A 13,030-nucleotide genomic window follows, 5' to 3' on the forward strand; every position below is an offset into this window, starting at 1 on the left:
GCGCATCCATGTGCTGACGCCCGAGTACAAGCAGGAGTCGGGCATCGGCCTGGCGCGCATGAAGCCCTTCGCGATCAAGGACGTGGCGGCCTATGACCCCGGCCCGCCGCCGGCCGTGGGCAGCGCCGTGGCGCTGCGCGACCTGGCCGAGGTCAAGGCCGTCGGCGGGCGTGTCAGCACGCAGCGCACGGGCGAGCAGTCGGTCATCGCGCTGTTCTGGAACTCCGGCGAGGGGGAGGACGCCGTGGCGATGCTCAAGAAGCTGGCCGAGAGCACCAAGKCCACGCCGCTTGAGTTCGCGCGCATGCTGGCCCTGATGGACATGGCCGACCTGGACTCGCGCATCGTCTACACCGGCATCAAGACCAAGTACCGCCACTGGCGGCCCTACAACGCGCTGCGCGGCGCCTTTGCCGATGCCAAGCTGCGCGACGCGAGCTGGGAACCGCTGATCCACACGCCGCCCAACAGTGACTACCCCTCGGGCGGCGCGGTCGGCGGCGGCACGCTGCAGGCTCTGCTGAAGGACTTCCGCGGCGACAGCCAGGCGCCACTGGTCTGGGTCAACTCGGCGCTGTCGATGACGCGCAGCTGGAGCTCGCCCGAGGCCATGGGCCAGGAGCTGGCCAATTCACGCGTCTGGAGCGGCGTGCATTTCCGCAACTCGGTGGACGTGGGCTACCGCCTCGGCCAGAAGGTGGCCGAGGAGGTGCTGGCGACGCAACTGCGGCCCTTGCCCTGATTTTTCTCAGGGAGTCGCGCGGCCCAGGTTGCGCAGCCAGAAGGCCTCGTACTTGCGGTGCCAGCCGGCGGGCTTGACGACGCCACCCATGGCATGCACGCCGTYGGGGTCGAGGAAGAGCTCGACCAGCGACTCCTTGCCCGAATCCAGCAGCTCGCGGTAGACGTTGACGGTGTCCTGGTACAGCACGTTCGGGTCCTGCATGCCGTGCACCAGCATCAGCGGCTTCTTCAGGCCCTTGGCCAGCGGCAGCAGCGAGTATTTGCGCAACACCGGCTTGGTGCGGTCCGTGGCCTTGCCGATGGTGCGGCCGCTGTACCAGCTGTTGTAGTTCTCCCATTCGGTCGGGCCGGCACCGGCGATGCCAGCGGCGAACAGGTCGGGCCGGGTGTACATCGTGTACTGCGTCTGGAAACCGCCAAAGCTCCAGCCGTTCAGGCCGATGCGCCGGGCGTCCACGCCGAACTGCGTGGGCAGCAACTTGACGAGGTCTTCCAGGTCCTCGGCCTGGGGCTCGCCGGGGCGCTCCCAGTTGGCGTCAGAGAACTTGCGGCCATAGTTGCTGTGGCCGCGCGGGTCGACGGCGATGGTCACATAGCCATGCCTGGCGGCCATGTATTGGCCGAACAGATAGGCGGTGTTCTGGAAGCTGTCGACCTCGACGATGTGGCGGTCGTTCAGCGGGCCGCCATAGACGTAGACGATGGCCGGGCGCTTGTCGGCCGCGGTCCAACTGGCGGGCTTGAAGGCATAGGCCTCGATGCGGTCGCCATGGCGGTTGGTGAAGTTGAAGCGTTCGGGCCGCAACAGTTTCAACTCGCCCCAGGCCTTGTCATTGCTGTCGGTCAGCGTGCGCGCCGGCGTCTTGCCATCAGTGGCGAGCAGCTTGAGCTCCGGGCGCTGGGCCCAGTTGCCGGCCACGGCGCCGACCCATCGGCCATCCTCCGAGGCCGCCGCGGCGCGGTGGTACTCGCCCGCTGCACCGAGGGCCTGGGTGGCGCCGCTGGCCAGGTCGACACGCAGCACATTCATGGCCGCCATGTCGCCCTGGTTGGCCAGCACGAACATGGCCTTGCTGTCGGCCGTGAAGCCGATCACCTGGTGGGCCTCGAACTCGCCCTTGACGAGGGGGCGCAGCGCCTTGGTGGCCACGTCGATGGCATAGGGCTGGCGCCAGCCGGCTTCGTCCAGGGCCAGCACCAGCGTCTTGCCGTCGGGTGTGAAGCGGGGCTTGAGCACGTTGACCACCTCGTGGCCGACCTCGCCGCGGCGCTCCAGCACCATCTCGGGTTTGGCGGATTCGTCGCAGGCCGCCGGGCCGCTCCCAAGGCCTGCAGCGCCCCCTTGGGGGGCAGCCGTCGTACCCGACGGCTGGGGGCAAGAAGTCTTACCGATGTAGACGCGCAGCAGCTCCTTGTCGCGCTCCCAGGTCGTGAAGGCATAGCGGCTGCCGTCACGGGCCCAGGCCACATCGCTCATCTCGAACCAGACATCGCCACCGTTCTGCGTGAACACAGGCGCAGGCTGCTTGCGCGGCGGCTCATTGCCGGTGGGCAGCTGGCGGATGTAGAGGGCCAGCGGCTGCTGGTTGCGCTTGTCGTCGGACACCTCGCGGTTGACCTTCTTGGCCGTGGCCCAGCGCTCGCTGTAGTTCATGATCTCGACCTGCTTGGGCGGCGGCGCCGGCTTGTCGTCGGCCGTCTTCAGCGGCGCCTTGGCCAGCAGCGACATCCAGCGGCCGTCCTCGCTGATGGCCGTCTGGTCGATCTTGTATTTCTTCTGCTCGTCGTCCGGGTGGATGAGCTCGCGGTTGATGACCTGCACGCCGGTCTGCTTGAAGCCGCTGCGCAGCACGCGGGTCTCGTCCGTGTAGATGACGCCGCTGTCGTCGGCCGTGTAGGCGACGAGCTTCAGGTCGCGCTGCGTGGCCACCAGCGGCTGAACGGTGGGGATCTTGTCGTCCGCCTTCCAGCGGTAGAGGCCGCCGCGGTACTGRAAGACCAGTTCGTCGGCCTTGTGTGCCCAGGCGAACTGGCTCGGTCCGGGATAGAGATCGGCGGGCTTGAGCTTGTCGCGGGCCAGCTTCTTCTTCAGCTCGTCGCGGAGCTCCCACAGCTCTTTTTCCTTGTCCTTGTCGGGCGACGAGGCGGCCGATGCCGGTGCTGCCGCAGGCACCGGCTTGCCGGCGCGCCTGGCAGCCAGCGCGGCCATGGCCTGCCTCTCGAGCTCGGCCTCGGCCTTGTCCGCAGCCTTTTGCGCGTCGTCCTTGGCCTTCTTCTCGGCCAGCTCCTTCTTCAGCGTCTCGATGGCAGCGGTTTCCCACTGCGACAGATTGACCTTCTCGCCGCGCAGATAGGCCTGCTGCGCCACCTCACGGGCCTGGCGCTCGGCGTATTCGGTGTTGCGCTGCCGGAGCTTCTTGTCGAAGCGCTCCATGTCCTCCGGCGCCTCGAAGGCCGCCATGACCTGGGGCGACGTGATGCGCTGCGTCTTGCCGGTCTTGGTGTCGTACACCCAGAGATCGGTGCCGGGCTCACCGAACGGGCTCCACAGCCAGGCCAGGTAACGGCCGCTGCGGCTGAAGTCGGCCTCCTTGGCAGGCTCGCTGCGATAAGGCTCGGCACGGAAGATCTGCTCGAGACTGGGAACGGGCTTGGGCGGCGCGGTCTGTGCCTGCAGGGGGGCGGCGGCCGACAGGGCCACGGCAAGGGCCAGGCTGCTGATGGCAGCGAAGGTCACGGGCTTCAAGGGATCTCCTGAATCTACCCCCTAGGGTTAGGGGCAACGAATTCTAAGAAGCAGGCGCGGCGACCCCCATTCGTCACGGGATCGTCGTGGCAGGCGGCGACGTGGAAGCCTTGGACTTGCGCCATAGCGCCACGCCGACGTGGATGGCCAGGCCGAAGACGAACAGCATCACGGCGCCCAGCGTCCAGACCACCCAGGCCAGCACCGTGACGCCGCCCGTCAGCGACGGCAGCGCGCTGGCCAGGGATTGCAACTGCGGCGACAGCGTCTCGACCGTCGACACCAACCAATCCGCCACTGCCGAGGGCAGCCAGTCTCTCAGCGACTCCGGCAAGCTCCAGCCACCCGAGCCGACGCTGCCGGCGTGGGCCAGCAGGCCGGTGAGAAACGACTGCACCGCCCACACGAGGCTGGACCACAGGGCCAGCAGCAGCAAGACCAGCACCCAGCCCACAACGAACGCCATCGCAAACCTCTCCGGTCAATTGAACGGTGCAGTGTGTCCGGTCCGATGTCTCGGACAAAGCAGGCGGAGCCGCAACCGGACTTCTGGAAAACCGAAGCGCGGCTGAATCAGCCCACCCGTGCCAGCACTGGCTTCAAGGCCACGCCCGTGTGACTGCCGCTCGCCACGACCTGCTCCGGCGTGCCCTCGATGACGACCCGCCCACCCGCATCGCCGCCCTCCGGCCCGAGATCCAGCACCCAGTCGGCTTCCGCAATCACATCCAGGTCATGCTCGATGACCACGACCGAATGCCCGCCCGCCACCAGCCGATGCAGCACGCGGATCAGCTTCTCCACATCCGCCATGTGCAAACCCACCGTCGGCTCGTCCAGCACATACAGCGTGTGCGGCGCCTTCTGCCCCCGCCGCGCCACGTCGTCCCGCACCTTGACCAGCTCCGACACCAGCTTGATCCGCTGCGCCTCGCCGCCCGACAGCGTCGGTGAAGGCTGTCCCAGCGTCAGATAGCCCAGCCCCACGTCCTTCAGCAACTGCAGCGGGTGCGCGATCGACGGCATCGCTGCGAAGAACTCGACGGCCTCGTCGACCTCCATCGCCAGCACGTCGCCGATGCTTTTTCCCCGCCAGCTGACACCCAGCGTCTCGGGGTTGAAGCGCTGGCCATGGCATTGGTCACAGGGCACCTTCACATCGGGCAGGAAGCTCATCTCGATGGTCTTCATGCCCTGGCCTTCGCAACCGGGACAGCGGCCCGCACCGGTGTTGAAGCTGAAGCGCGCCGGTGCATAGCCGCGCGCCTTGCTCTCCAGCGTCTCGGCGAACAGCTTGCGGATCGCGTCCCAGAAGCCGATGTAGGTGGCCGGGCAGGAGCGCGGCGTCTTGCCGATGGGGGTCTGGTCGACCTCCAGCACGCGGTCGACCTGGGCGTGGCCTTCGATGCCGTCACAGCCGGTCCATTTGGCGGGGGCCTTTCTCAACGGCACCGCAACGGCCATGCCTGCCAGCAGCACGTCGCGAGCGAGTGTCGACTTGCCCGAACCGGACACGCCCGTCACGGCCACCAGCCGATGCAGCGGCACGTCCACCGTCACGCCCTTGAGGTTGTGCAGGGCCGCGTTCAGCACGGTCAGCTTGGGCGCATCGGCCTCGATGGGTCGGCGCGCCTGCAGCGGGTGGATCAGCGGGTGGGCCAGCATGCGGCCCGTCGTCGATTCGGGTTCCAGCGCGAGCTGGGCCGCGGTGCCTTGCGCCACCACGCGGCCACCGCGTTTGCCGGCGCCGGGGCCGATGTCGATGATGTGATCGGCGCGGCGGATGGTGTCCTCATCGTGCTCGACGACGACCAGCGTGTTGCCCTTGTCGCCAAGTGTCGCCAACGCCTTCAGCAGGATCTGGTTGTCGCGCGGGTGCAGGCCGATGGTGGGCTCGTCCAGCACGTAGCAGACGCCCTGCAGGTTGCTGCCCAGCTGTGCCGCCAGGCGGATGCGCTGCGCCTCGCCGCCCGACAAGGTGGGCGCCGCGCGGTCCWGCGTCAGATAGCCCAGGCCCACCTCCTGCAGGAACTCCAGCCGGCCGAGGATTTCGCTGACCACGTCGCGGGCGATGTCGGCGTCGCGGCCATGCAGGTGCAGGCCCTTCACCCAGCTGTGCGCCTCGCCGACGCTCCAGGCGGCGACGTCGCCGATGCCCTTGTGCTCGAACTCGACCGAGCGTGCGGTCGGGTTCAGCCGCGTGCCATGGCAGTCCGGGCAGACCGCGTCCGTCAGGCCTTCGACCTCGGCCTCCTCGGACGGAAAGCTCTGCTCGCGGCCGCGGTTGTCGTCGGACTGGACGCTGTCGTCGAGTTCCTTGCGCTGCTCGCGTGTCAGCGCCAGGCCCGTGCCGACGCAGCCCTTGCACCAGCCGTGCTTGGAGTTGTACGAAAACAGGCGCGGGTCCAGCTCGGGGTAGCTGGTGCCGCAGACCGGGCAGGCACGCTTGGTGGAGAAGACCTTGACCGTGCCGACGCCAGCGCCGGTCGAGCCTTCTTCCACGCTGAGGCCGTCCAGCGGCGCCAGCAGGTGCAGCACGCCTTTGCCGACGTCCAGCGCCTTGGCCAGCAACTCGCGCAGCTCGGCCTCGCGTGCGGGCTCGATGACGAGGTCGCCGACCGGCAGCTCCAGCGTGTGCTCCTTGAAGCGGTCGATGCGCGGCCACGGCGACGTGGGCAGAAACTCGCCGTCGACGCGCAGATGCGTGTGGCCGCGGCCCTTGGCCCATTTGGCGAGGTCGGTGTAGACGCCCTTGCGCGCCACCACCAGCGGCGCCAGCAGGCCCACATGCTGGCCGCGATAGTCGCGCATCAGCTGCGCGGCGATGGACTCGACGCTCTGCGGCCGCACCGGCGCGCCGTCGTTGATGCAATGCTGCACGCCCAGCTTCACGTAGAGCAGGCGCAGGAAGTGCCAGACCTCGGTCGTCGTCGCGACCGTGCTCTTGCGGCCGCCGCGGGACAGGCGCTGTTCGATAGCGACAGTGGGCGGGATGCCCCACACCGCGTCCACCTCGGGCCGGCCGGCCGGCTGCACGATGCTGCGGGCGTAGGCGTTCAGCGATTCGAGGTAACGGCGCTGGCCTTCGTTGAACAGGATGTCGAAGGCCAGCGTGGACTTGCCGGAGCCGGACACACCCGTCACGACATTGAACTTGCCGCGCGGGATGTCGACGCTCAGGCCCTTGAGGTTGTGCTCGCGGGCATTGACGATCTTGATGGCCTCATCGGCCTGGCGGCGGCCGCGGATGATGGACTGCAGCGCGCGGCCTTCTTCCACGGCCATGGCCGGGCGGTCCATGTGCAGCGCGTAGTCGCGCAGCGCGGCGGCGGTGTGCGAGCTCGCATGCTTGGTGATCTCCTCGGGTGTGCCGACGCAGACGACCTCGCCGCCGGTCTCGCCGCCTTCGGGGCCGAGGTCGATGAGCCAGTCGGCCGCGCGGATGACGTCGAGGTTGTGCTCGATGATGATCAGCGAGTGGCCGGCAGAGAGCAGCTTGCGCAACGCGCGCATGAGCTTGGCGATGTCGTCGAAATGCAGGCCCGTCGTGGGCTCGTCGAACAGGAACAGCGTGCCCTTCTTGGCGACGCCGAAACGCGGCGACGCCGCCGCCTCCGCCAGGAAACCCGCAAGCTTCAGGCGCTGCGCCTCGCCGCCCGACAACGTCGGCACGGGCTGGCCCAGGCGCACGTATTCCAGGCCCACGTCGACGATGGGCTGCAGCTTGGCCAGCACGGCGCGGTGCTCGCTGAACAGGTTCACCGCCTCGGCGACGGTCAGCTCCAGCACGTCGGACACGCTGAGGTCTCTATCCTTCAGCGCCAGCTTCACGTCCAGCATCTCGGCGCGGAAGCGCTTGCCGTCGCAGTCCGGGCAGCGCAGGTAGACATCGCTGAGGAACTGCATCTCCACGTGCTCGAAGCCCGAGCCGCCGCAGGTCGGGCAGCGGCCGTCGCCGGCGTTGAAGCTGAACATGCCGGCCGTGTAGCTGCGCTCGACGGCCAGCGGCGCGACGGCAAACAGCTTGCGGATCTCGTCGAAGGCGCCGACATAGCTGGCCGGGTTGGAGCGCGCCGTCTTGCCGATGGGCGACTGGTCCACGAACACCGCGTCGGCGAGAAAGTCGCCACCCAGCAGCCGCTCGTGCGCGCCAGGCGTCTCGGTGGCCTTGCCGAACTGGCGGGCCAGGGCCGGGTAGAGCACGTCCTGCATCAGCGTGCTCTTGCCCGAACCGCTCACGCCGGTGACGACGACGAGGCGCTGCAGCGGGAACTCGACTGTCACGTCGCGCAGGTTGTGCTCGCGCACGCCTTCGAGGATGAGCTTGGGCGTCGATTCGTCCACCAGCCGCTTGAGCCCCATGCCGACATGCTTGCGCCCGCCGAGGTAGGCGCCGGTCAGCGTATCGGCCGAGCGGATGTCGTCGGGCGTGCCGTCGTAGACGATCTGCCCGCCGCGCTCGCCGGGGCCGGGGCCCATGTCGATGAGGCGATCGGCCGCCAGCATCACCGCCGGATCATGCTCGACGACGACCAGCGTGTTACCCGCATCGCGCAGGCGCTGCATGGCCTGCACGATGCGGCCCATGTCGCGCGGGTGCAGGCCGATGCTGGGCTCGTCCAGCACGAACAGCGTGTTGACCAGCGAGGTGCCCAGCGCCGTCGTCAGGTTGATGCGCTGCACTTCGCCGCCGGAGAGGGTGCGGCTCTGGCGGTCCAGCGTCAGATAGCCCAGGCCCAYGTCGCACAGGTAGCGGCTGCGGTGGCGGATCTCGTCGAGCAGCAGCTTCAGCGCTTCGTCCAGCATCGTGCTGGGCAGCTGCAGGCCATCGACAAAGTTGCGCAGGCGCTGGATGGGCAACTGCATCAGGTCGTGCAGGGACAGGCCCGGCAGCGTCTCCAGTTGCTGGCGACTCCAATCCACGCCGACCGACAGGAAGCGTTGCTCCGCGGGCAGCGCCACGTCGGCCAGCTCCTTGGCACCGACACGCCACAGCAGCGCCTCGGTCTTCAGCCGCGCGCCGCGGCAGGAAGGGCACTCGGTATAGCTGCGGTACTTGGACAAGAGCACGCGGATGTGCATCTTGTAGGCCTTGCTCTCCAGGTAGTCGAAGAAGCGCTTGACCCCGTACCACTGCTTGTTCCAGTTGCCGTTCCAGTTCGGCGTGCCGTTGATGACCCATTCGCGGTGAGCGGCGGAAAGATCCTTCCACGGCGTGTCGCGCGGGATGCCGGCCTCGCCGGCGTACTTCAGCAGATCCTCCTGGCAGTCCTTCCAGGCCGGCGTCTGCATGGGCTTGATGGCGCCGTTGCGCAGGGTCTTGCGGTCGTCGGGAATGACGAGGCCAAGATCGACGCCGATGACGCGGCCGAAGCCGCGGCAGCTGTCGCAAGCGCCGAAAGCGGAGTTGAAGGAGAACAGCGCCGGCTGCGGGTCGGCGTAGCGGATGTCGCTTTCGGGACAGTGAAGGCCGGTCGAGAACCGCCAGAGTGTGGCGCCGTCGTCACCGACGTGAACATTCACCCGACCCGCGCCGCGCTTCAAGCACAGCTCGATGGCTTCCATCGCGCGCTGCTTGTCGGCCCCCTGGATGCGGAAGCGATCGGCCACCACATCCAGCACCTTCTTGCCCTCAACCTCGCGCTCGCCCTGCACCCGCGTGAACCCGCTGGCGGACAGCCACTGCTGCACCTGCTCCGCGCTCGTGTTGCCGGGCAATTCCACCGGAAAACTGAGCACCATCCTGGGGTCCCCGGCTGCTTCGCCACGAGCCAGCAGTTCCACATAAATGCTCTGGGCCGTGTCATGCCTGACCGGCAGCGCCGTCTTGCGGTCAAACAGCTCCGCCGCGCGCGCAAAAAGCAGCTTCAGGTGGTCATTCAGCTCCGTCATGGTGCCCACCGTGGAGCGGCTGGTGCGCACCGGGTTGGTCTGGTCGATGGCGATGGCGGGCGGCACGCCATCCACCTTGTCCACCGCCGGGCGGTCCATGCGGTCCAGGAACTGACGGGCGTAAGCGGAAAAGGTCTCCACGTAGCGACGCTGGCCCTCGGCATAGAGGGTGTCGAACACCAGGCTGGACTTGCCCGAGCCGCTGGGCCCGGTGACGACGGTCAGCTCCGCTGTGCGCAGATCGAGGTCAAGATTCTTGAGGTTGTGCTGCCGAGCGCCTCGGATGCGGATCAGACCGTCAGACATTGATGGGGGCCAAAACGACAAAGGCGAGCAGTGTAGGGAGACGCATGGACGAAAACTGTCAGCACCCGCGACCGACGAGCGGTCGTTTCAGGCGACATGAGCGGCCCAAGTCGCACTGCATTCATGGGGCATCCGGTTGCGCTGCGGCGCCAGCTGAGGCAACAATGGCTCACGGCTCCTCGAGGGCCGCATAAGAAAAGAACAAGCTGACACAAGGACATGGGGATGGACAAGTCGAGGTTGCCCGAGCCGGCGCAGGTGCTGGTTCCCTTCTGGCTCAATGCCGCCACCGACGGTGCGGGTGTTGACGCGCCGGAGCCCGACGAGGGCGGTACCGCCCCGAGCCAACGACAAGCCCAGGTCCTGCTCGTCGAGGACAACCACATCAACCAGGTCGTCGCGCTGGAATTCCTCGCGCTGATGGGCGTTCAGGCCCGCCTGGCCAGGAACGGCCTCGAAGCCCTGTCGGCCTGTGCCGAGTCCGCCCCGGATCTCGTGCTGATGGATATCCAGATGCCCGGCATGGACGGCCTGGAATGTGCCCGCCGCATCCGCACCCAGCAGCGCGAGGGCAAGCTGCCCGCATTCCCCATCCTGGCACTGACGGCCCATGCGCTGGATGCCGACGTGGCCGCCAGCCTCGAGGCCGGCATGGACGAGCACCTGACCAAGCCGCTGGACTTCGTCGCACTGCGCACGCGGCTGCAGCGCTGGCTCCAGTTGCCCGAGCCGAACTGACGGACCCAGCGCCTAGACCCGCGGCCCCGCATACAAATGCCAGCGGGATCGCCCCGCACGCTTGGCGTCGTAGAGCGCCAGGTCGGCCGCCTTGTACAACCCGTCCACATCCTGCGCGTCGCGCGGATAGCAGGCGGCACCGATGCTCGCGCTGGGCAGCGTCAGCGATGACTGCCCCTGAGGCAGCACCTGGGCCAGCGCCTGGGCAATTCGGCGGCATACCGCTTCCGCTGCAGCCGGCTCGATGGTGTCGGGCAGCAGCACGGCGAACTCGTCGCCGCCCAGCCTGGCCGTGCGATCCGCTTCCCGCACGGCGAGCCCCAGGCAGGCGCTGACCGTCCTCAGCACCGCGTCGCCGGCGTCGTGTCCCTGGKTGTCGTTGATCTGCTTGAAATGGTCAAGGTCGATCAGCAGCAGGTACAGCCCCAGCCCGTTGCGCTGCGCCTGGGCCATCAGGTGGCGAAGGTCGTCGTTGAACAGGCGCCGGTTGGCCAGCCCGGTCAGGCCGTCGTAGTAGGCGAGTTGCTCCAGCTGCTGCTGGCTTCTCTGGAGCTCGCTCGTGCGCTGCTCCAGCGCCACCGTGCGCTCGGCCACCAGCAACTCCAGCGTGCGCTGGCGCCGCCGCAGGATCAGCGTGCGCGCCTGCATCATCGCGACGAGCAGCGCGGCCACCGCCACGCCCAGGCCGACGCGAAACCACAGCATCTCGTGCCAGCGCGGCCGCACATGCAGCGGCAGCCGCAACACCTCGGACCACCCGCCCTGCGCGCCGGCGCCGCGCAGCTCCAGCACATGGTCGCCGGGCGGCAGATTGGTGTAGGTGGCGATGCGCCGGTTCGGCTCGGTGGCGACCCAATCGGCGTCGACACCCGGCAACCGGTATTCGTAGCGGTTGCGTTCAGGCGCGCCGTAGTCGAGCACCGAGAACTCGACCAGCAGGCTGCGTCGCTGTGGTTCGAGAGTCAGGGCTTCGTCGCCGGGCGAGGCCGGTGGCACCACGGCCCGCACACCGCCCAGCCGCACTTCAGTGATCACCAGCGGCGCCGGTTCGGCGCGGGCCACGGGCTGGCGCGGGTCCACGATGGTCAAGCCGCCGATGCCGCCAAACAGCAGCATGCCGTCGGCACTGGACGCGCCCGCGTTGGTCCAGTAGGTGGGGATACCCACCCCCTCGGCCGCGCGCAGGCTGCGCACGCGCAGGCTGTCCTGTGCGATGTGGGCGATGCCGCCGTCGGTGCTGGCCCAGACGTCGCCGTTCGGCGCCAGCACCAGCGCATCGACGCCGTTGTGCGGCAGTCCTTCGGCCAGGGTGATGCGCCTGACCTGCGGTTGGGCTTGCGGCGCCTGCGCGGCCTCCATCACGCGCACGCCGGCGCCGAAGCTGGCCACCCACAGGCGGCCAAGGCGGTCCAGCAGCATGGAGGAGACATAGCCAACGGGAAAGCCCACCCGGCCGGGCGCGTCGGGCGCCAGCCGGCTCAGTGCCATCGTGGCCGTGTCCAGCCGCAACACGCCCGTGCGCGTGCCCACCCACAGCACGCCGTCCCGGCCCTCCAGCAGCGCGGTGACGCGCTGCTCGTCCAGGCGGCTGCCGTCCTCATGCGCCAGCACGCCCAGTTGCAGGCCATCGGCCGGGGCCACCGCCCACAGGCCGTCGAGACCGCCCAGCCAGAGCCGGCCGTCCTGCATCGCCATGGCCCACACCGACGCGGTGGGTGACCGGCCGGGGATAGCCAGCCGTTGCACCGCTCGGCCATCGGCCGTGGCGCGATACAGCCCGCGCTGGGTACCGAGATAGACCACGCCGTCGGGCGCGCGCACCATGCTCAGCACGCGGCCTGGCGGCAGCGCGGTGGCCGGTATGGCAGCGTCGGGCCGCAATGCCGCTGTGCGGCCCTGATCGGCCCTGACGATGTCGATGCCACCGTCGCCCGTGCTGAGCCAGACGCTGCCATCGGGCATGGGCAGCACGCAAGGCACGTTGAGGTGGCTGATGCCAGCCGTTGCGCCGGGGCCGCCGAACCAGGTGCTGACCGTGACCTGGCGCGCGTCGTGGTGGCTGAGCCCCGTGTCGGTGGCGACCCAGAGCAGCCCGCTGCGATCGCGGTACATCGCGGCGACGTCGTCGTCGGGCAGGCTGGCCGCGCTGTCCGAGCGGTGCCGCACGCGACGCATCTCCCAGCGGCGGGTGTCGATGCGCAGGATGCCGCCCCCATCGGGGGCCAGCCACACGTCACCAGGCGCGGCCTCGGCCATCACGCGGATCGGCGCGTTGCCCAGCCCCGTCGCGTCGGCGCCAGCCGCCTGCAACAGGCGATGCAACGGCACCGCCTCAGCCTCAGGCTCGGGCTCGATCACGAAAACGCCATACGAACGCGTGCCAACCCAGACCCGCCGCTGGCTGTCCAGCAGCAGCCTGGCGACGAATGGCGCGTGCTCTTCGGCCGGCAGCCCGACCTGCACGAAACGATCGCTGCCGGCACCGCGACGGAAGAGGCCCTTGTCGGTGCCAACCCACAGGCCGCCCGTCGAGTCGCGCAGCAGCGCCAGCACGGCGCCATCGGGCAGGCCTTYGGTCCCGGCCAGTACCGCATGGCGCTGGAC

At 68.7% G+C, this 13,030-nt stretch carries 6 protein-coding genes; 2 read left to right on the forward strand and 4 right to left on the reverse strand.

The window, feature by feature from the left end; genetic code table 11:
- A partial coding sequence (locus ACXJKR_RS11480; protein WP_457322947.1) for a vanadium-dependent haloperoxidase occupies nucleotides 1-742 on the forward strand: 742 nt, incomplete at its 5' end.
- Between the two features lie 6 nt (nucleotides 743-748).
- Here the strand turns inward: ACXJKR_RS11480 and ACXJKR_RS11485 are convergent.
- The 3 genes from ACXJKR_RS11485 to uvrA all read right to left on the reverse strand — a co-directional run bounded on the left by ACXJKR_RS11485 (nucleotide 749) and on the right by uvrA (nucleotide 9,688).
- Nucleotides 749-3,481 carry a S9 family peptidase gene (locus tag ACXJKR_RS11485; protein ID WP_457322951.1) on the reverse strand — a complete coding sequence of 911 codons (2,733 nt, stop codon included), beginning with the start codon at nucleotides 3,479-3,481 and terminating at the stop codon, nucleotides 749-751.
- Between the two features lie 82 nt (nucleotides 3,482-3,563).
- The gene (locus ACXJKR_RS11490) at nucleotides 3,564-3,956 is read right to left on the reverse strand and encodes a hypothetical protein (RefSeq protein ID WP_457322948.1); all 393 of its coding nucleotides are present in this window, start codon (nucleotides 3,954-3,956) and stop codon (nucleotides 3,564-3,566) included.
- A gap of 107 nt (nucleotides 3,957-4,063) precedes the next feature.
- Nucleotides 4,064-9,688, reverse strand: coding sequence for an excinuclease ABC subunit UvrA (gene uvrA / locus ACXJKR_RS11495; RefSeq protein WP_457322949.1), 5,625 nt, complete (start codon nucleotides 9,686-9,688; stop codon nucleotides 4,064-4,066).
- Nucleotides 9,689-9,913: 225 nt separating this feature from the next.
- On the opposite strand from uvrA, the gene ACXJKR_RS11500 reads away from it, so the two are divergent.
- Nucleotides 9,914-10,426: a response regulator gene (locus tag ACXJKR_RS11500; protein WP_056202681.1), complete on the forward strand. Its 513-nt coding sequence runs from the start codon at nucleotides 9,914-9,916 to the stop codon at nucleotides 10,424-10,426.
- Nucleotides 10,427-10,438: 12 nt separating this feature from the next.
- Here the strand turns inward: ACXJKR_RS11500 and ACXJKR_RS11505 are convergent.
- Nucleotides 10,439-13,030, reverse strand: a 2,592-nt coding sequence (locus ACXJKR_RS11505) for a diguanylate cyclase domain-containing protein (RefSeq protein WP_457322950.1), incomplete at its 5' end; no start/stop codon positions are given.

The organism is Roseateles sp. P5_E11 (genome assembly GCF_054049355.1).